This is a genomic window from Streptomyces sp. NBC_00386, from assembly GCF_036063235.1.
In the GTDB taxonomy this organism is placed as follows: domain Bacteria; phylum Actinomycetota; class Actinomycetes; order Streptomycetales; family Streptomycetaceae; genus Streptomyces.
Window position 1 is genome coordinate 8,082,937 of sequence record NZ_CP107950.1, and the last position, 19,496, is coordinate 8,102,432.

Sequence of the window (19,496 nt, forward strand, 5' to 3'; positions counted from 1 at the left end):
GGTGACGCGTCAGCGTGCACGGGCAACTGGACAGCGTTACAAGAGGAATGGGGCGGGGAACGGCCATGATGGGACCAGCACACTCACTGTCGGGGGCCGCGGCCTGGCTCGGCGTCGGAGCGGCGGCAGCAGCGGCCGGTCATGCCATGCCCTGGCCGGTCCTGCTTGTCGGCGCCCTGATCTGCGCGGGCGCCGCTCTCGCCCCGGACCTGGACCACAAGGCCGCCACGATCTCCAATGCCTTCGGACCGGTGTCACGAAGGCTGTGCGAGATCGTCGACAAGCTCTCCTACGCCGCCTACAAGGGGACCCGAAAGCCGGGCGACCCCCGGCGCAGCGGCGGTCACCGCACGCTGACGCACACCTGGGTGTGGGCGGTGGCGATCGGATCGGGCACGGCGGCGCTGGCGATCACCTGCGGTCGCTGGGCGGTCCTCGGCATCCTCTTCGTGCACATGGTGCTCGCCATCGAGGGCTTGCTTTGGCGGGCCGCCCGCGGTTCGAGCAGCAACGTCCTGGTCTGGCTGCTCGCCGCGACGAGCTCGTGGATCCTCGCGCAGACTCTGGACAAGCCGGGCAACGGCTCGGACTGGCTGTTCACGGCGCCGGGCCAGGAGTACCTCTGGCTCGGGCTGCCGGTCATTCTCGGTGCCCTGGTGCACGACATCGGGGACGCGCTGACGGTGTCCGGCTGCCCGGTCCTCTGGCCCATCCCGATCGGCCGCAAGCGCTGGTACCCGATAGGCCCGCCCAAGGCGATGCGCTTCCGCGCGGGCAGCTGGGTCGAGCTCAAGGTGCTGACGCCGGTGTTCATGGTGCTGGGAGCCGTGGGCTGCGCGGCCGCGCTGAACTACATCTGAGTCCGGAGCCTCCCGGATCGCACCACCGTCGCGCGACTCCTTCGTGGCCGTACCGGCGCCCATGGCTCGACGCGGGGCGCCCGTTACGGTCAGCCGTCGTCCATTCAGCCGTTGTCCTTTGTGCCGGACCCCTGGTCCCCGCCTCCGAAACGCCGCTCGAACTGGGCGATGCGGCCCTCGGAGTCCACCGTGCGGGCCTTGCCCGTGTAGAAGGGATGACTCTCCGAGGAGATCTCGACGTCCACGACCGGGTAGGTCTCGCCGTCGTCCCAGTCGATGGTCCGGTCGCTCGTGGCGGTGGAGCGCGTGAGGAACGCGTATCCGGCGACGCGGTCGCGGAACACCACGGGGCGGTAGTCGGGCTGCTTGTCCTGCTGCATGGCGACTCCTTGGGGGAGAAGCGGGACGCGTGCCGGTCAGCCGGACACGGCGTCCTCGTCGACGATGTGCATCGCGGCTTCCTCCGCCGAGGCCGCGGCGCCGTCTATGCCGATGTCCGTGGCGATGAGCCCGCTCTCCTCGTCCTCGTGCGCGCCTTCGTTCGGGGCCACCAGTCGGCCGGAGCGCAGGGCACCCACCTCGTTGTCGAGGGGCTCTCCGTCGGTGCCCTCGCAGTCGCCGATGCCGTCTCCGTCGGATCCGGCGATGTCGGGCAGCTCGTCGGCGAGGCGCTCGTCCAGGGTCTCGCCCGCCCGGCGTTCCGAGGCGGTCACCCCACGGTGCTCCACCGCCCACGGCCGCTCCGGCGGGGACCAGCCGCGGTCCAGGGGGTCACTCACGCCGTCCGTCACCAGTGTGTCCTCGGCGTCGAGCAGCCCCGCGTCGTCCTGTACCTCGGATCCGTCGGGCTGGTAGACGTCGTCTCCCCATCCGTCGGCGCTGTCCACGGGTACCTCCAGGGGGTGCGGACGGGACCGGAGCCGCCGTGTTCGACGGCGGGCGCGCGGACCCTAGGACACAGTCGTCGCTCCCCGCGAACCGGTTGGTCCGCGGGAGTCCCCCGAGCGGGTGCCCACGTCCAGCCTTCCACCCCCCTTCGGCACCGCGCAACGCCACAGGGGCCGACCAGCAGCGTCGCAGGGACCGACGCCCGCTCGCCGGGCCCCTCGCGGGGCGTGCGGGGGACGGCCGTGCCCCAGTTCCCGGCGAGCGGCGGAAACGGGGGCACGGCCGTCCCCCGTGCCGGAACGGGCCCGTACACGGTGAACGTGGGAACGGACTGGTGCGACGCCTGTCGCATGTCCTGGCAGCCCTGGCAGCCCTGGCAGCCCTGGCCGGCACCCGCCCCACGCGTCGCGGGCAGGTGGTCCCGCTCGGCACCCGGCTCGCGGGCCGGTGGCCCCGGCCGGGCATCCCGATCACCCGTGCCAGGACCTCCACAGCGCCGCGTACGCGCCGTCCGCCGCGACCAGCTGTTCGTGGCTGCCGAGTTCGCTGATGCGGCCGTTCTCGACCACGGCGATGACGTCCGCGTCGTGAGCGGTGTGGAGGCGGTGGGCGATGGCGACGACGGTACGGCCGTCGAGGACACGGGCCAGCGAGCGTTCCAGATGGCGGGCTGCCCGCGGGTCCAGGAGCGAGGTCGCTTCGTCCAGGACCAGGGTGTGCGGGTCGGCCAGGACAAGCCGGGCCAGCGCGATCTGCTGGGCCTGGGCCGGCGTGAGCGCGAACCCGCCCGAGCCGACCTCGGTGTCCAGACCGTCGTCCAGCGCTTGCGCCCAGCCGGTCGCGTCGACCGCGCCGAGCGCCGCCCACAGCTGGGCGTCGACGGAGGCAGCGCCCTCACCCGCAGCCTCGGCGCCAGTGCCAGTGCCAGTGCCAGTGCCAGCGCCAGCAGCAGCCGGAGCCTGCCCCTGACGGTGCTGCTCCTGCTCGTCGTCCTGATGCTGCCGGGAGCGGGGGACGGCGAGCAGCAGGTTGTCGCGCAGGGAGCCCACGAACACATGGTGCTCCTGGTTGACCAGAGCCACGTGCGCCCGGACCTCCTCCGCGGGCATCCGGGACAGCTCGGCGCCGCCGAGGGTGATGCGGCCGTCCCGGGGCGCGTAGATCCCGGCGAGCAGCCTGCCCAGGGTGGACTTCCCCGCGCCGGACGGGCCGACCAGGGCGAGCCGGGTGCCGGGCGGCACCGCCAGGGAGACCTCCCTCAGTACGTCCACGCCCTCGCGGTAGCCGAAGTGCACCCGGTCCGCGTGGACGTCGCGTCCCTCCGGCTTCACGGCCGGGTCGCCCGCGTCCGGCTCGATGTCCCGGACACCGACCAGCCGCGCCAGCGAAACCTGGGCGACCTGGAGCTCGTCGTACCAGCGCAGGATCAGTCCCACCGGGTCGACGAGCATCTGGGCGATCAGTGCACCCGTCGTCAGCTGCCCCACCCCGATCCAGCCCTGGAGAGCGAGCCACCCGCCGATCATCAGGACCGAGCAGAGCACCGTGACATGCGTGATGTTGACGACCGGGAAGAGAACCGACCGCAGCCAGAGCGTGTAGCGCTCCCACGCCGTCCATTCCCGGACCCGGCGGTCCGACAGCTCGATGCGGCTCCTGTCCAGACGGTGCGTCTCGATCGTGCGCCCGGCGTCGACCGTCTCGGCGAGGACGGCGGCGACGGCGGCGTAGCCGGCCGCCTCCGAGCGGTAGGCGGCGGGCGCCCGCTTGAAGTACCAGCGGCACCCCATCACCAGCACCGGAACGGCGACCAGGACGGCGGGAGCGAGTACGGGGGCGGTCACGGCGAGTCCGCCGAGCAGCAGTGCCGCCCACACGACGCCGATGGCCAGCTGCGGGACGGCCTCGCGCATCGCGTTGGCGAGCCGGTCGATGTCGGTGGTGATGCGGGACAGCAGGTCGCCCGTCCCGGCCCGTTCCAGGACGCCGGGCGGCAGACCGACCGACCGTACGAGGAAGTCCTCGCGCAGGTCTGCCAGCATCCGCTCGCCGAGCATGGCACCCCGCAGCCGCACCTGCCGGACGAACACGGCCTGGATGACGAGCGCGACGACGAAGAAGGCGGAGGTGGTCTCCAGATGGAGGTCGTCGGCGTGGTCCGAGACGCGTTCGACGACCGAGCCCAGCAGATAGGGCCCGGCCATCGAGGCCACGACGGCCACGGTGTTGACGGCGACCAGGAGCAGGAAGGCCCTGCGGTGCCGTCGGAACAGCTCGGTCACGTAGGCGCGTACGGTCGCGGGCGCGCCGACGGGCAACGTGTTCGCCGTCGTCGGGGCGGCCGGGTCGTACACGGGTGGCGCCACGCCGATCATGCGGTCTCCTCGATCTCTTCCAGTACGCCGTCGAGAACGGCCTCGTCGTCCACGGTCACCGTGCCGAGAGCGGTCCGGTCCGCGGCTTCCGCGGCGGCCTCTTCCTCGGTCTCGCGGGTCACCACAGCCCGGTATCGCGGCTCGCTGTGCACCAGTTCGCGGTGCACGCCGACCGCGACGACCTCGCCCTCGTGGACGAGGACGACCCGGTCCGCGTGGTCCAGGAGCAGCGGTGAGGAGGTGAAGACCACGGTCGTGCGCCCGGCGCGCAGGGAGCGCACTCCGTCGGCGATCCGGGCCTCGGTGTGTGAGTCGACCGCGGACGTCGGCTCGTCCAGGACGAGTACCTCCGGGTCCGTGATCAGGGACCGGGCCAGTGCGAGCCGCTGGCGCTGGCCTCCGGACAGGGAGCGGCCGCGTTCCGTGACGCGGGCGTCCATCGGATCCTCGGTGTCGAGCGATCCCTGGGTGAGTGCGTCCAGCACGTCGCCGCACTGGGCCGCGGACAGGGCTGCCTCGGCGCTCACGAGACCCGAGGCGGGCACGTCGAGCAGCTCCCGCAGGGAGCCCGACAGCAGCACCGGATCCTTGTCCTGGACGAGAACGGCGGTGCGGGCGCACTCCAGGGGCAACTCGTCCAACGGCACGCCCCCGAGGACCACCGAGGTGTTCCCCGGCCCGCCCTCGGCGCGAGCCACCTCACCTTGCTGGGAGGCGTGGCCGCCGAGTCGCTCGGCCAGCAGCCCCGCCGCGTCCGGGTCCCCGCACACCACGGCCGTGAACCGGCCCTCGGGAGCGAGCAGACCGGTCACCGGGTCGTACAGATCGCCGCCCGGCACCTCGGCGGCGCGTGAGCCGCCGCTGTCCATGGCCCGTTCCAGAGACAACACCCCAGCGGCTCGCTTGGCCGCCGGACGCGAGAAGGAGTAGGCCATCGCGATCTCCTCGAAATGCCGCAACGGGTACGTGAGAAGCATGACGGCGCTGTACACGGTGACCAGTTCACCGACCGCAATCCGGCCGTCCCGGGCCAACTGCACACCGCGCCAGACGACGGCGATCATCAGCAGACCGGGCAGCAGCACCTGGATCGCCGAGATCGCCGACCACATGCGCGCGCTGCGCACGGCGGCCCGGCGCACCTCCTGGGAGGCTCGGCGGTAGCGGTCGAGGAAGAGTTCCTCGCCGCCGATGCCGCGCAGTACCCGCAGGCCCGCCACGGTGTCGGAGGCCAGTTCGGTCGCGCGGCCCGCCTTCTCCCGCTGGACGTCGGCGCGCCGGGTGGCGCGGGGCAGCAGCGGCAGTACGGCCACCGCCAGCACGGGCACGCCCACGGCGACGATCACACCCAGGGCCGGCTGGTAGACGACCAGGGCCACACAGACCATCGCGACCGTCACGGCGGCAGCCGAGAACCGTGATACGCCCTCCACGAACCAGCCGATCCTCTCGACGTCGCCGGTGGAGACCGCGACCACCTCGCCGGCCGCGACGCGCCGCGTGAGCGCGGAGCCCAGCAGCGCGGTTCTGCGGGCGAGCAGTTGCTGGACGCGCGCGGCCGCGGTGATCCAGTTGGTGACCGCGGTGCGGTGGAGCATGAGTTCGCCGAGGGCGATGCAGGCGCCGCACACCGCCATCAGCGCGCCGGTCAGGGCGAGCCGGGTGCCGGAGTGGTCGACGACGGACTGGACGGCCAGACCGACGCAGAACGGCAGCGTGGAGACGGCCAGGAAGTGCAGCAGACCCCAGGCCAGGGCCTTGAACTGTCCGCCGAGCTGATTCCGCCCGAGCCACCACAGGAATCGGGGACCTGAGCGGGCGTCGGGCACACCCGGGTCGGGATACGGAAGGTCTTGGATCTGCATGACGTCCCAGTGGCTCGTGTCAGGCGATGGAGAGTGCTCCGGATTTCGGCAGCCGTCCGGCCGGGGGCCGACAGCAAACCGTGAAAGGTTCGCGTCGGAGCGTGGTCGAAAGCAAACGGTTTTCCGCCCTGCCGCAAGGAACCGGACCGCGAACCAGACCGCGGCGACCGCGACTGGCCGGAACGGGAGGGAAGGGCGATTCGCCCGATACGTGGTGCGAGGATGGACGGCATGCGAAAGAACGGTGCGATGCGCACGGGGCTCGCGGCCATGGTCTGCGGAGCCGTCGCGGTCACTCTCACGGCCTGCGGTGGAGTGGAGGGGGGAAGCGGCAGCGGGGCGAAGGGCCACGCGGGAGCCCCCGGCGCGGTCGCTCGTACGAGTGCGCCCGCGGTCGACCCGACACGCATCCCCGACGTGGGCGCCCGGCTCCAGCGGCGGATCCCCTCCGACTCGGGCCAGGTGCTGGCGGTGTACGGCGAGGGCAAGGACTCCGCGGACTCCACGGCCGTGCTGTACACGAAGTCCGGTACGGCCTGGGAGAAGACGCGCAGCTGGGCGGCGCACAACGGGACGAAGGGCTGGACCACCGACCATCACGAGGACGACAAGCGCAGCCCCGTCGGTGTGTTCACGCTCAGCGACGCCGGTGGCGTGCTCGAGGACCCGGGTGCCCGGTTGCCGTACGCGCAGTCGGAGACGTACCAGGCTCCCCATGACTGGCCCGAGTCGTACTGGCACGACTTCGACTACGTCATCGCCATCGACTACAACCGCGTCGAGGGCAATCCTCCGGACGATCCGACCCGGCCCTGGGGCGATGACAAGGGCGGTGGCATCTGGCTGCACATGGACCACGGCAGCGGCACGTCGGCGTGCGTGAGTCTGCCCAAGGAGGGCATGGAGTACCTCCTGCGCACACTCGACCCGGAAGAGCACCCCGTGGTGGTGATGGGGGACAAAGTGGACCTCAAGGCTTAGTGGTCCGGCGCCCCCGGCCGCGTCGCTGGGCCCCGGGCGGGGTGGCCGGGGGGCGTCGGTGCGCCATTGCGGCCGGCTCGACCGCCCCGTAGAACACCGCACATGAGTAGACCGGTCATCATGTCCATGCTCGCCGGAGTGATCCTCGTGGCGAGCGCCCTCCTCGGGGCGGGCCCGGCTCCGGCGGCCACCGCGTCCGTCGCGGCTCGTGCGTCCGCGGCCCCCACCGCGCCCGTCGCCCGATCGTCCGACGTGCCCGCCGAGTTCGGCAGCGACTGGCACGACCCCGTCACCGCCGCCCCGCCCGTCGCCAGGCCGTCCGTGCCGTCCTGCGAAGTGACGCTCGCCGAGGCGCAGTTCCGTGACTTCACGCCCTACACGGGCACGTACACCCCGCCGTCGGGCTGCGGCGACCGCTGGAGCGAGGTCGTGCTCCGGCTCGAAGGCAAGGTCAAGGGGCGCCAGTTCGACCGTCTCGGCTATCTGCACGTCGGCGGGGTCGAGATTCTCCGTACGTCCACCCCGGAGCCGTCGCCCGACGGGATCGAGTGGTCCGTCGAGACGGATGTGACGCGCTACAGCGACACGTTCCGGCGGAGCCACGACGTCGAGATGCTGATCGGGAACGTCGTCGACGACACGTACACCGGGGTTCTCGACGTCAAGGCCACGCTGACGTTCTACACGGGCAGGCCCGCCGTGACCCCCGACCGTGTCCTGACCCTCGAGGACGGCACCCTGACCACCCCGCGCAACAGCGAGCGCGTGATCGCCGAGGTGTACGCGACCGGGTCCGGCGGTGGCTGCGAGGAGGTCTGGTATCTGACGGTCCCGGCCGCGGCACCGTATTCCTGCAAGGCGGACAACGGCCCCTACCGTGAGGTGCAGATCGAGGTCGACGGCCGACTCGCCGGTATCGCCGAACCGTTTCCGACCGTGTGGACCGGCGGTTGGTCCAATCCCTTCCTCTGGTACGTGATTCCGGGGCCCCGCGCCTTCGCCGTCAAGCCCATCGAGTACGACCTGACCCCGTTCGCCGGACTCCTCAACGACGGGCGTCCGCACCGGATCGACGTCTCCGTCGTAGGCGTTCCCGAGGGGCAGTCGGGCTGGAGCCTGCCCGTCAACGTGCTGGTCCGGCAGGACGCCCGGCGCGGTCATGTGAGCGGTGCGCTCCTGCGGGCCGAGGCGGGCGATCTCGCCGACTCCTCGACGTACACGCCCGGTTCGGAGCACCGGGTGGACACCGCGGGACGGCACCGGCTGACGGTCGCCGGGTACCTCGACACCTCGCACGGCAGAGTGGTGACGACGGTCAGCCGCACCCTCGCGAACAACTCCACGCACCGCTGGACCGAGGGCGAGAACACGGACGGCCTCGAGGCGACGTGGACCGACGACGAGGTGGTGACCGCCGACGGACGCGGACCCGCCACGACGACGCGCACCCGGCGCACGTACACGATGGACGGCACGACGACCCTCGGCGCGGACGACCGGCTGCGGACCGTGCTGACGCTCGGCGACCGGGCCGCCGTGGCCGAGGAGTCGGGCGGCCGGCCCACCACGTGGTCACGGCTCGACGACACCTACACGGGCGACGCCACGTACACGGCCGGCGTGCCGCGCGACCAGCGTCACGCGGTCGCCACGACGAGCGAGCGCTACCGGCGCCACGGTTCGGCCGGCTGTTACGACCGCTCCCTGGTCACCGTGCAAGGGACGCTCACGCAGGACCGCGCCCGCTGCTGAGCCCGGGCGACGGGCCCGACGGCGGGGGTGACGAGCCCGGCCGTCCAGGGCGAGGACGAGGAACGGACGCGGGCCGGCCGGGTCATGGTGACCGGTCGGCCCGTCCGGCGCCGGGGCGGGTCGCGTGCTCCAGCGCCAGGAGCGCGGAATAGTAGCCACGGCCCGTCGCGTGATCCATGCCCACCTCACACATGCGACTGGCCGACAGATGCGCGTCGAAGTCGCGGGAGGTGACGAACGCCGCCTCCCGCCGGGTGGCCGACTCGGTGAGTTCCCTGTGGAGCATGCCGCGGTCGCCCGCGAAGGCGCAGCACCCGGCGTCGTCGGGCACCACCACCTCGTCCGCACACGCCTCGGCCACGGCGCGCAGCTGTGCCTCGTCGCCCAAGTGCCGCATGGAGCAGGTCGGGTGGAGGACCGCGGAGCCCAGGGTGCGACGCACGGTGAGGTGGGGGAGGAGTTCCTCCGCAGCCCAGACCAGTGAGTCGACGACCAGCAGCTCGGCGTGCAGTTCCCGGTTGTCGGGGGTCAGATACGGTACGACCTCGCGCGCGATGCCGAGCGTGCACGACGAGGCGTCCACGACGAGCGGCAGTCTGCCGCCGGCGGTCCAGCCCCAGGCCGCCTCGACGACACGGTTGGCCATCACGGCGTTGCCCGCCTCGTACCCCTTGGAGTGCCAGATCGTCGCGCAGCACGTCCCCCGGACATCGTCCGGAATCCACACCGGCTTTCCCGCGCGCGCGGAGACCGCGACGACGGCCCGAGAGAGCGACGCGTCCCCCGGACCATCGAAGATGCGGTTGACACAGGCCGGGTAGTAGACGGCGACGGCCCCCACGCGTGCGGTGCGGGGCAGGGCGGAGGGGGCGGCTCCGGGCATCCGCGGCAGCCACTCGGGCACGAGATCGGGGCGTACGCCCTTGCGGACCGCCCGCGTCACGGCATTCACCCGCCGGTCGCCGATCCGGTCCGCGACGGCCACGGCCAGCCGCGCGGAGGCTTCGAGCACACGGAAGTGCCGCGCGGCCAGCGCGGCCGCCTTCTCCTCGCGCGGAGTGTGCCGGGCGTGCCGGAACGTCTTCATCAGGGCGCCCGTGTCGATGCCGACCGGGCAGGCCAGCTTGCAGGTCGAGTCGCCCGCGCAGGTGTCCACGGCGTCGTATCCGTACGCCTCCAGGAGCCCGTTCTCGACGGGCGAGCCCTCGGGCTGGCGCATCATCTCGCGGCGCAGCACGATCCGTTGGCGCGGCGTCGTCGTCACGTCCTGGCTGGGGCAGGTCGGTTCGCAGAAGCCGCACTCGATGCACGGGTCGGCGATCGCCTCGACACGCGGGATCGTCTTCAGGCCCCGTACGTGCGCACGCGGATCCCGGTCGAGCACGACACGCGGTGCGAGCACGTCGTCCGGATCGACCAGCCGTTTGGTGCGCCACATCAACTCCGTCGCCCTGGGACCCCATTCGAGCTCCAGGAAGGGGGCGATGTTGCGCCCGGTGGCGTGTTCGGCCTTGAGCGAGCCGTCGAAGCGTTCCACCGTGAGCCGGCAGAACGCGTCCATGAACGCGGCGTACCGCTCCACGTCGGCGGGCCTGGACGCGTCGAAAGCCAGCAGGAAATGCAGATTGCCGTGGGCGGCATGGCCCGCGACGGCGGCGTCGAAGCCATGCCGGGTCTGGAGTTCCAGCAGTGCCTCGCAGGCCTCGGCGAGCCGTTCGGGCGGTACCGCGAAGTCCTCCGTGATCAGCGTCGTACCGGAGGGACGCGCTCCGCCGACCGCCGTCACGAACGCCTTGCGGGCCTTCCAGTAGCCGGCGACGGTCCGCTGGTCCCGGGTGAGGGCGTTCGTCACCGAGGGCACGGGCGACACCAGGGGAATCCCCTCCAGCACCGCGCGGGCCCGCTCCTCGTACGCCTCCTGCGTGGCCTCGTCCGGGGCGCGGAACTCGACGAGCAGAGCGGTCGTCGGACCCGGCAGACCGGCCCAGTCCCCGGGCACCCCCTCGACGGCCACCGAGGCACGCAGGGTGTTGCCGTCCATCAGCTCGACGGCCGAGGCGCCCGCCGCGGTGAACAGGGGCACGGCGGCGGCCGCGGCGGGCAGCGAGCCGAAGAAGAGCAGCGCGGCGGACACCCTGCGGTCCAGTGGCAGGGTGTCGAAGACGACCTCCGAGATGAAGCCGAAGGTGCCCTGTGATCCGACCATCAGACCGCGCAGGATCCCGACGGGTGTCGAGCCGTCCAGGAAGGCGTCCAGACGGTAGCCGTTGGTGTTCTTGATCGTGTACTTGGCGCGGATCCGGTCGACCAGCCCGGCGTCCGCCTCGATCTCCGCCTTGAGCTCCATGAGTCCGGCGCACAGGGCGGGTTCCGCTCGCGCCAGACGCTCGTCGGCGTCCGGTTCGGCCGTGTCCACGACCGTGCCGGACGGCAGGACGAACGTGAGCGAGGCGAGGGTGACGTAGGAGTTGCGGGTGGTGCCCGCCGTCATGCCGGAGGCGTTGTTCGCGACCACGCCGCCGACCGTGCAGGCGACCGCGCTCGCCGGATCGGGGCCGAGCACGCGCCCGTGCCGGGCGAGCGCGGCGTTGACGCGGGCGACGGTCGTGCCCGGAGCGATCCGGACCCGCGCTCCGCCGTCGAGGACCTCGACGCCCGTCCAGTGCCGACGGACGTCGACGAGGATGTCCTCCCCCTGCGCCTGGCCGTTGAGCGAGGTCCCGGCCGCGCGGAACACCACCTCGCGGCCCTTGCCGTGGGCGTACGAGAGCACCGCCGAGACGTCGTCGACGTCCTCGGGGACCACGACGACCCGCGGCACGAAGCGGTAGGGGCTGGCGTCGGACGCGTAGCGCACGAGGTCGGAGATCCCGGTCAGCACCTTCTCGCGGCCGAGCAGGGCGATCAGGTCGCCGCGCAGCGGCTCGGGAGTCCCCCCGGCCCGGTCCTCGGGCACCCGGTCGGCCGCCGGGACCTCGGGGCGCGCGTCGGGGCGCAGGGCGTCGGGATCGGGCTCCAGCAGCGGCATCGCGGACCACTCCTCACAGGCTCGGCCGACCGGCGGCGGCGCGGTGTGCCGTGGCCGACCGGCCCAGAAGCGCCCATTCCGCCCCGAGCCGGCTGAGCCGCCTCAGTGGCGACGCGCCGTCCCGGGCTGCCAGAGCGCCTCAGTGGCGACGTGCCGTCCCGAACCCGCTCAGCACCGGTGTTCCACCTGGTCCACCCTCGGCATGCCGTCCACCAACGTGTCCAGCAACCCGCCGAGCACCTCGCGCTGCTCGTCCGTCAGTGGAGCCAGGATCTCCTCCGCGGCGCCGCGGCGCGCGGCGCGCAGCTCGCGCAGCGCCTTGCGCCCCTCGTCCGTGACCTCGATACGGATCACCCGGCGGTTGGTGGGATCGGGCGCCCGGCGGACCTTGCCGCTCGCCTCCAGGCCGTCGACCAGCGTGGTCACGGCACGCGGCACCACTTCGAGGCGCTCCGCGAGATCGGCCATACGGGGAGGTGAGGCGTAGTGCGCGAGGGTACGCAGGAGTCGGGACTGGGCGGGGGTGATGCCCAGCTCGCGCTGCTCCAGATGGCGCTTCTGGATGCGGTGAACGCGGCGCGTCAGACGCAGCAGCTGCTCGGCGAGCAGGCCGTCGGCATCGGGGGTGGTCATGCGGGAACAATATCAGGATGCCGTTCATTGTGAGTATAGGTAACAATGAGCTAGGGTCCGTCAGTCGTCGGATCCTCATCGATGTCCCTGTCGTCCCGTTTTCCTAGGAGTCCATTGCGCCCCGAACTGTCCGCCTGGAGCCCGCCACCCGCCGACAGCCAACAGCCACGGCAGGTGCGCCGCATCCTGAGCCTCTTCCGGCCCTACCGAGGCCGCCTCGCGATCGTCGGCCTGCTGGTCGGCGCCGCGTCCCTCGTGGGCGTCGCCACGCCCTTCCTGCTGAAGGCGATCCTGGACACCGCGATCCCTCAAGGGCGTACGGGCCTGCTGACCCTGCTCGCGCTCGGCATGATCGCGAGCGCCGTCCTGAGCGGTGTCTTCGGCGTCCTGCAGACGCTGATCTCCACGACCGTCGGCCAGCGCGTGATGCACGACCTGCGCACGGCGGTCTACGGCCGCCTCCAGCGCATGTCGCTCGCCTTCTTCACCAGGACGCGCACGGGCGAGGTCCAGTCCCGCATCGCCAACGACATCGGCGGCATGCAGGCGACCGTCACGTCCACCGCCACCTCGCTGGTCTCCAATCTCACCAGTGTGGTCGCCACGATCGTCGCGATGGTGGCCCTGAACTGGCGCCTGACCCTCGTCTCCCTGCTCCTGCTGCCGGTGTTCGTGTGGATCAGCCGCCGCGTCGGCAACGAACGCAAGAAGATCACCACCCAGCGTCAGAAGCAGATGGCGGCGATGGCCGCCACCGTCACCGAATCGCTCTCCGTCAGCGGCATCCTGCTCGGGCGCACCATGGGCCGTGCCGACTCGCTGACGAAGTCCTTCGCGGAGGAGTCCGAGGGCCTCGTCGACCTCGAGGTGAGGTCGAACATGGCGGGACGCTGGCGCATGTCCGTCATCGGCATCGTCATGGCCGCCATGCCCGCCGTCATCTACTGGACCGCGGGCGTCGCCCTTCAACTCGGCGGCCCCTCGATATCGATCGGCACGCTCGTCGCCTTCGTCTCGCTCCAGCAGGGCCTGTTCCGGCCGACGGTCAGCCTGCTGTCCACCGGCGTGCAGATCCAGACCTCGCTCGCGCTGTTCCAGCGCATCTTCGAGTACCTCGACCTGCCCATCGACATCACCGAGCCCGAGAACCCCGTCCACCTGGACCAGGTCAAGGGCGAGATTCGCTTCGAGGACGTCGAGTTCCGCTACGACGACAAGGGCACCCCGATCCTCGACGGCATCGACATCACCGTCCCGGCCGGCGGCAGCCTCGCCGTCGTCGGTCCGACCGGCTCCGGAAAGTCGACGCTCAGCTATCTGGTGCCCCGGCTGTACGACGTCACGGGTGGGCGGGTCACCCTCGACGGGGTCGACGTCCGGGACCTCGACTTCGACACCCTCGCGCGCGCGGTCGGCGTCGTCTCCCAGGAGACGTACCTCTTCCACGCCTCGGTCGCCGAGAACCTGCGCTTCGCCAAGCCGGACGCCACCGACGAGGAACTGCACGCGGCGGCGCGGGCGGCCCAGATCCACGACCACATAGCGTCGCTGCCCGACGGGTACGACACGGTCGTCGGTGAACGCGGCCACCGGTTCTCCGGCGGCGAGAAGCAGCGCCTCGCCATCGCCCGCACGATCCTGCGTGATCCGCCCGTGCTCATCCTCGACGAGGCGACCAGTGCCCTGGACACCCGCACGGAGCATGCCGTCCAGGAGGCCATCGACGCCCTGTCGGCCAACCGCACCACGCTCACCATCGCGCACCGGCTGTCCACGATCCGCGGCGCCGACCAGATCGTCGTCCTCGACTCGGGCCGCGCGGTCGAGCGAGGCACGCACGAGGAGTTGCTGGCGGGGGAGGGGCGCTATGCCGCTCTCGTCCACCGGGACGCCCAACTGGCACCGACAAGATGACGATATGCCGGGTTTGTTGGCAATAGCGCGTTACCGTGCCCGTTATGCAGATGAACACTCCGCCACGGAGCACGATTCGACTGACGCGCCGGGGCCGGGTCGCCCTCATCGCGACCGGCGCCGTCGTGGCGGCCACCGCCGTGGCGGTGCCGCTGCTGAGCATGGGAGACGACGACGCCCGCCCGACGTCGCTCGTCGTTCCGGAGGGCTGGCGCTCCGGACAGGTCTACGCGGCCGTCGACAAGGCCCTCCGGGTTCCCGCGGGAACCACCAAGAAGTCCCTGGCGAAAGCCCACCTCAGACTTCCGGACGACGCCAGGGGCAACCCCGAGGGCTATCTCTTCCCGGCGACCTATCCGATCGGCGAGAAGGCGACTCCGGAGTCCCTGCTGACGTTCATGGTCGACACCGCGAACAAGAGGTTCAACGGGGCGCCGATCGCCGCCGGCGCGCAGCGCAACACGATGAACGTCTATCAGGCGGTCACCGTCGCGAGCATCGTGCAGGCGGAGGCGGCGACCGCGACGGACATGGGCAAGGTGGCCAGGGTCATCTACAACCGCCTGCAGCGCGGTATGCCGTTGCAGATGGACTCGACCATCAACTACACGCTGAACCGTTCCACGCTGAACACCAGCGAGGCGGACACCAGGCTCGACAGCCCGTACAACTCGTATCGGCGCATGGGCCTGCCGCCCACGCCGATCGCCAACCCCGGCGAGGAGGCGATGCGCGCCGCGGTCAACCCGCCGTCGGGCGACTGGCTGTACTTCGTCACGGTCAAGCCGGGCGACACACGCTTCACGGCCGGCTACGAGGAACACCAGCGCAACGTGGCCGAGTTCAACCGGCTGCACCACAAGAGCGCGTCCCCCACGGCCGCACCGCCCACCGCGTCCACCTCTCCCGCCTCGTCCAAGCTCCCCCAGGCGGCCTCTCCCGCGGTCACGTCCCCGGCTTCTCCCGCGGTCACGCCCGAGACCTCTGCCGCAGCCCCTCCCGTGGCTTCTCCCGCGGTCACGCCCTCGGTCACGCCCGTGGGTACCCCCACGGTGACTCCCACGGTCATTCCCACGAACTGACAGGCGTGCGGGGCATCACACGGCGACCGGCGCGTTCGCCAGCAACTGCCTGATGTCCCGTACGGCCGCCCGGCCGGCCCGGTTGGCACCGATGGTGCTCGCGGAGGGCCCGTAGCCGACCAGGTGGATGCGCGGGTCGGCGACCGCGCGCGTTCCCTCGACCCGGATGCCGCCACCCCGCTCGCGCAGCCGCAGCGGCGCCAGATGATCGATGGCCGCCCGGAAACCGGTCGCCCAAAGGATCACGTCCGCGTCCACACGCGTACCGTCCGCCCACTCCACACCGTCCGGGGTGATCCGGTCGAACATCGGCCGCCGGTCCAGCACGCCGTCGGCCAGCGCCTGGCGGATCGCGTCGTTCAGCGGCAGCCCGGTGACCGAGACCACGCTCCGTGGCGGCAGCCCCTGCCGGACCCGCTCCTCGACGAGAGCGACGGCGGCCCGCCCGAACTCCTCGGTGAAGGGGCCCTCGCGGAAGACCGGGGGACGCCGGGTGACCCAGGTGGTCCCGGCCGCGTGGGCGGCGATCTCCATCAGATGCTGGGTCCCGGAGGCGCCACCGCCCACGACGACCACGCGCCGCCCGGCGAACCACTCGGGGCCCGGATACTGCGCCGTGTGCAACTGCCGCCCACGGAAGGTCTCCTGGCCCGGATAGCGAGGCCAGAACGGGCGGTCCCAGGTACCCGTCGCGTTGATCAGCGCCCGCGTCGACCACGTACGGTCGCCGGCTTCCACGAGCAGCCGGCCGCCGGCCCCCTCCCTGACGGTCCTGACGTCGACCGGCCTTTGCACCCGCAGGTCGAAGGCGCGCTCGTAGGCGGCGAAGTACGTCGAGATGACCTCGGAGGAGGGGCGGTCCGGGTTCGCGTCCATCAGGTCCATGCCGGGCAGGGAGTGCATCCCGTGCACCTTGCCGTACGTCAGCGACGGCCAGCGGAACTGCCAGGCTCCGCCCGGGTGGGGCGCGTGGTCGAGCACGACGAAGTCACGCTCGGGCTCGAAGCCCGTGCGCCGCAGGTGGTAGGCGGCCGCCAGACCGGCCTGACCCGCCCCGACGACGACCACTTCGACCTCACGCGCGCTCACCCCGGTGTTGTTCACGCTTCTACGAACCGGACCGGGGTCCGGGATCTTCCCGCCGGGCACCTCGCTGTGAGCCACCTGACGAACGAACCGTGCCTCGTGCCTCGCGCCGTGAGCCGCCGGCGGTCGGCGCTCGGTGGCCGGTTGTCCACGACCCGCGCCGAGCGCCGTCGCCGCAAGCCGGGAGCCCCCGTATGGGAGAGGATTGAGGCATGTCCGATGCCTTCACCACGCAGGTCCTGAACATCTCCTCCGGTTCGTCGGAGACGGTCGTCGACCTCACCCGCGACTGCGAGGCCTTCCTCCGCGAGGTCGCGGCGGGCCGTGACGGCCTCCTGAACGTCTTCGTCCCGCACGCCACCGCCGGAATCGCCATCATCGAGACCGGCGCGGGCAGTGACGACGACCTCCTCACCGCGCTGCACTCCCTGCTCCCCGCGGACGACCGCTGGCAGCACCGTCACGGCAGCCCCGGGCACGGCCGCGACCACGTCCTCCCCGCCATCGTCCCGCCGCACGCGACCCTGCCGGTGGTGGACGGGGCTCTGGAGCTGGGGACATGGCAGTCGGTGTGCCTGGTGGACACGAACCGGGACAACCCGAATCGCCAGGTGCGGCTGAGTTTCCTGGGCTGAGCGGTCGGCCCTGACGGCTGTGGTCGCGGCGCTCGTCACCCGGGCAGGCCGGCAGGTTGCCGCGGCCTCAGGAGCACAGGGTGCGCACGCTGTGCTCGTGATCGCTCCCGCCGTCGGCGACGGGACTGTCGGAGAGGCTGTACAGGGTTTATCTGCGCGAGCACGGAATCGACCTCTCGCAGATGCTCCGTGGCGGGTGCCGACAGCTCTTCCGCCCGGATGTCCGTGACACCGCTCCAGGCGGAACAGCGTCCGGTCCGTCGCGTGTTGCACGATCGCCGCGAGGCCGGCTGCGCCGGTGCGGCTCAGCCAGGTACGAGCGGCCGGCATCTCGTGGCGCCTCAGACGCGGCGACTGCCCGTTCAAGGCGGTCGCGACCCCCGGAATGTGCACCGACATGCCTGGAATCATGAGCAGTTCTCGGAGGGTGCGGTCGTCCGGGCCGGTCACCCAGGCACGAAGTCGGTCCCCCTTGGTGTGCATGGACGGATCTTGTCGGAAACGTCCGCCGCCGCAGGCGATTTCGGCAGGATCCGGCAGCTTTGTCGAACACCGCGAATTCGCTGACACCTGTTCCCTGACGGCTGGGCGGCTGTTGCCGGAGCCACGGTGTACGGGTCACCGGGTGTGCCCGGCGACCCGTGGGACGAGGAGAGCGAGTGCCGTCGGCGTCGCGTCCCGGCCACGACCCCGTGCCGACGCTCCGTGGATTCAGGCCCCGTAGGCCACGAGCGCCATCATCCCGGCCTCACTGTGGTAGGCGTTGTGGCAGTGCAGCATCCACTGCCCGGGGTTGTCGGCGTCGAAGATGACGGACACCTTCGACCTGGGCAGCACGATGGTCGTGTCCTTGCGCGGTCCGGTATCACCGAGCTGGTACGTGTGGCCGTGCAGGTGCATCGGGTGCCACATGTTCGTGGCGTTGACGAAGTCGAACCGGACCCGCTGGCCCTCCTGGACCAGCAGCGGGTTCGAGGTCGGGTCGGCCATGTCGAACCGCTTGCCGTTGATGGCCCAGTCGTACGTGCCCATGCTGCCGGTGAGCTTGACGCGCAGAACCTGGTCGGGATCCTTCGTCTCCAGCCGCACGCCGTCGCTCGCGCGCAGCTGCCCGGCGGTCACCGTGCGGCCGTCCAGTTCCTTCGGTCGCACGGCCGGATCCGGCAGGCCTCCCGATCCGGTCCGCACGAGGGCCATGCCCGTGACGTCCTTGCCCTCGGCGAGTGCGACGAACGGGAAGACGCCGTCGTCGAGGGTGACCAGTACGTCGTACCGCTCGCCCATGGCGACCAGCAGCGTGTCGACCTCCTCGTGCTCGACGGGGAAGCCGTCGGTGTGGGTGACGGTCAGTTTGTGGCCGCCGAGCGCCACACGGTACGCGGTGTCCGCGCCCGCGTTGACGATCCTGAGGCGGACCCGCCTGCCGGGGGTGCCGGTGTAGACGGCCGGGTCGGTCGGCACGCGTCCGTTGATCAGGTGGTACGGGTAGTTCACGTCGCCGGCGTCACGGCCGAGCAGCGGACTGGCGGTGCCGGTGAGCCTGAAGCGTGTCGACGGGCCGTCGCCGGAGGACGCGGACGGGGACCCGGGGGTGGACGCGGACATCGGCATGGACGGAGACATCGGCATGGACGGGGACCGTGAGGACGTCGCCCGGCTCGATCCCGTGCTGTTCATGTCCATGCCGGACATGTGATGGCTGAGCTCGGCGAAGACGTCGTCGGGCGTCCCGGTCACGCCGTCGAGCCAGTCGTCGAGGACGACGACCCACTCGTCGTCGTACGACAGCGGCTCCTTGGGGTCCTCGATGATCAGCGGCGCGTACATTGCGCGGTCGACCTGGACACCCACGTGCGGGTGGAAGAAGTACGTGCCGGGCTTGTCGGCGACGAAGCGGTACGTGAAGTTGGAGCCTGCCCGCACCGGGTTCTGCGTGACCGGCGGAACGCCGTCCATGTCGCTGCGCAGCGAGATGCCGTGCCAGTGGAGGGACGTCGTGGTGGCACCGGGCAGCTGGTTGGACAGCTCGGCGGAGAGCGTGTCGCCGGCGGAGATGCGGATCTCCTTGCCGGGAACCTGGCCGCTGAAGGCCCAGGACTTGGCCAGTACGCCGCCGCCCAGGTCGAGCGTGGCGGGCGCGGAGGTCACGTTGATGCTCACGACCCTGCCCGTGGCGCCGCGCTTCTTCTCCGCGCGGGCGACCTGGGATCCGGTGGGGCTGAGGAGGGAGGGCGTGTGGGGGACGTCCTTGCCGCAGGCGGCGAGCAGGCCGGTACCTGCCGCTCCCAGGCCCGCGAGGACGGTGCGACGGTTGATGCTGTTCACGAAGAGTCCTCTTCTCGATGCGCGACAGGCGTTTCGGGACGGTCCACACGGCTGGACGGACGGCGTCAGGCG

Annotated in this window: 13 protein-coding genes and 1 pseudogene; 6 read left to right on the forward strand and 8 right to left on the reverse strand. The window is 71.4% G+C overall.

Annotation, left to right across the window (positions count from 1 at the left end; translation table 11 throughout):
- The first annotated feature begins 65 nt into the window (after positions 1-65).
- Entirely contained in the window at positions 66-860 is a 795-nt protein-coding gene (locus OG780_RS35630) for a metal-dependent hydrolase (RefSeq protein ID WP_326789262.1), read from the forward strand.
- A gap of 104 nt (positions 861-964) precedes the next feature.
- On the opposite strand, the gene OG780_RS35635 is transcribed toward OG780_RS35630, so the two are convergent.
- From OG780_RS35635 to OG780_RS35650, 4 genes are all read right to left on the reverse strand, one after another.
- Positions 965-1,240 carry a type B 50S ribosomal protein L31 gene (locus OG780_RS35635; protein ID WP_328455150.1) on the reverse strand — a complete coding sequence of 92 codons (276 nt, stop codon included), beginning with the start codon at positions 1,238-1,240 and terminating at the stop codon, positions 965-967.
- 36 nt (positions 1,241-1,276) lie between these two features.
- A complete protein-coding gene (locus tag OG780_RS35640) occupies positions 1,277-1,747 on the reverse strand; it encodes a DUF5709 domain-containing protein (protein ID WP_326789264.1) in 471 nt (156 codons plus the stop codon).
- A 471-nt stretch (positions 1,748-2,218) separates the two neighbouring features.
- Positions 2,219-4,123, reverse strand: coding sequence for an ABC transporter ATP-binding protein (locus OG780_RS35645; protein WP_328455153.1), 1,905 nt, complete (start codon positions 4,121-4,123; stop codon positions 2,219-2,221).
- Positions 4,120-5,988 carry an ABC transporter ATP-binding protein gene (locus OG780_RS35650; RefSeq protein WP_328455155.1) on the reverse strand — a complete coding sequence of 623 codons (1,869 nt, stop codon included), beginning with the start codon at positions 5,986-5,988 and terminating at the stop codon, positions 4,120-4,122. The genes OG780_RS35645 and OG780_RS35650 overlap by 4 nt, the downstream gene beginning before the upstream one ends.
- 231 nt (positions 5,989-6,219) lie before the next feature.
- Here OG780_RS35650 and OG780_RS35655 point away from each other — a divergent pair, with 231 nt between their 5' ends.
- Together OG780_RS35655 and OG780_RS35660 are read left to right on the forward strand one after the other, a co-directional pair.
- Positions 6,220-6,969 carry a L,D-transpeptidase family protein gene (locus OG780_RS35655; protein ID WP_328455157.1) on the forward strand — a complete coding sequence of 250 codons (750 nt, stop codon included), beginning with the start codon at positions 6,220-6,222 and terminating at the stop codon, positions 6,967-6,969.
- 102 nt (positions 6,970-7,071) lie between these two features.
- Positions 7,072-8,721: a peptide-N4-asparagine amidase gene (locus OG780_RS35660; protein WP_328455159.1), complete on the forward strand. Its 1,650-nt coding sequence runs from the start codon at positions 7,072-7,074 to the stop codon at positions 8,719-8,721.
- A gap of 82 nt (positions 8,722-8,803) precedes the next feature.
- Here the strand turns inward: OG780_RS35660 and OG780_RS35665 are convergent, their stop codons facing one another.
- Both OG780_RS35665 and OG780_RS35670 read right to left on the reverse strand, forming a co-directional pair.
- The gene (locus OG780_RS35665) at positions 8,804-11,749 is read right to left on the reverse strand and encodes an FAD-binding and (Fe-S)-binding domain-containing protein (protein ID WP_328455161.1); all 2,946 of its coding nucleotides are present in this window, start codon (positions 11,747-11,749) and stop codon (positions 8,804-8,806) included.
- 168 nt (positions 11,750-11,917) lie between these two features.
- Positions 11,918-12,382, reverse strand: coding sequence for a MarR family winged helix-turn-helix transcriptional regulator (locus tag OG780_RS35670; RefSeq protein ID WP_326789270.1), 465 nt, complete (start codon positions 12,380-12,382; stop codon positions 11,918-11,920).
- Positions 12,383-12,496: 114 nt separating this feature from the next.
- Here OG780_RS35670 and OG780_RS35675 point away from each other — a divergent pair, with 114 nt between their 5' ends.
- Together OG780_RS35675 and mltG are read left to right on the forward strand one after the other, a co-directional pair.
- On the forward strand, positions 12,497-14,296 hold the full coding sequence (locus tag OG780_RS35675; RefSeq protein ID WP_328455163.1) for an ABC transporter ATP-binding protein: 1,800 nt from the start codon (positions 12,497-12,499) through the stop codon (positions 14,294-14,296).
- Positions 14,297-14,340: 44 nt separating this feature from the next.
- Positions 14,341-15,195, forward strand: a pseudogene (gene mltG / locus OG780_RS35680) (endolytic transglycosylase MltG); the annotation flags it as partial.
- Between the two features lie 198 nt (positions 15,196-15,393).
- On the opposite strand, the gene OG780_RS35685 reads toward mltG, so the two are convergent.
- Positions 15,394-16,482: an NAD(P)-binding domain-containing protein gene (locus OG780_RS35685; RefSeq protein ID WP_328455165.1), complete on the reverse strand. Its 1,089-nt coding sequence runs from the start codon at positions 16,480-16,482 to the stop codon at positions 15,394-15,396.
- A 194-nt stretch (positions 16,483-16,676) separates the two neighbouring features.
- Here OG780_RS35685 and OG780_RS35690 point away from each other — a divergent pair, with 194 nt between their 5' ends.
- A complete protein-coding gene (locus tag OG780_RS35690; protein ID WP_326789272.1) occupies positions 16,677-17,099 on the forward strand; it encodes a secondary thiamine-phosphate synthase enzyme YjbQ in 423 nt (140 codons plus the stop codon).
- 711 nt (positions 17,100-17,810) lie between these two features.
- On the opposite strand, the gene OG780_RS35695 is transcribed toward OG780_RS35690, so the two are convergent.
- Positions 17,811-19,424: a multicopper oxidase family protein gene (locus OG780_RS35695; protein ID WP_328455169.1), complete on the reverse strand. Its 1,614-nt coding sequence runs from the start codon at positions 19,422-19,424 to the stop codon at positions 17,811-17,813.
- Positions 19,425-19,496 lie beyond the last annotated feature (72 nt).

Excerpts from the sequence above, each read along its gene's own strand:
- OG780_RS35630 (WP_326789262.1), top strand. The coding sequence starts at position 66 with ATGATGGGACCAGCACACTCACTGTCGGGGGCCGCGGCCTGGCTCGGC.
- OG780_RS35635 (WP_328455150.1), bottom strand. The coding sequence starts at position 1,240 with ATGCAGCAGGACAAGCAGCCCGACTACCGCCCCGTGGTGTTCCGCGAC.
- OG780_RS35645 (WP_328455153.1), bottom strand. The coding sequence starts at position 4,123 with ATGATCGGCGTGGCGCCACCCGTGTACGACCCGGCCGCCCCGACGACG.
- OG780_RS35650 (WP_328455155.1), bottom strand. The coding sequence starts at position 5,988 with ATGCAGATCCAAGACCTTCCGTATCCCGACCCGGGTGTGCCCGACGCC.
- OG780_RS35655 (WP_328455157.1), top strand. The coding sequence starts at position 6,220 with ATGCGAAAGAACGGTGCGATGCGCACGGGGCTCGCGGCCATGGTCTGC.
- OG780_RS35660 (WP_328455159.1), top strand. The coding sequence starts at position 7,072 with ATGAGTAGACCGGTCATCATGTCCATGCTCGCCGGAGTGATCCTCGTG.
- OG780_RS35665 (WP_328455161.1), bottom strand. The coding sequence starts at position 11,749 with ATGCCGCTGCTGGAGCCCGATCCCGACGCCCTGCGCCCCGACGCGCGC.
- OG780_RS35670 (WP_326789270.1), bottom strand. The coding sequence starts at position 12,382 with ATGACCACCCCCGATGCCGACGGCCTGCTCGCCGAGCAGCTGCTGCGT.
- OG780_RS35690 (WP_326789272.1), top strand. The coding sequence starts at position 16,677 with ATGTCCGATGCCTTCACCACGCAGGTCCTGAACATCTCCTCCGGTTCG.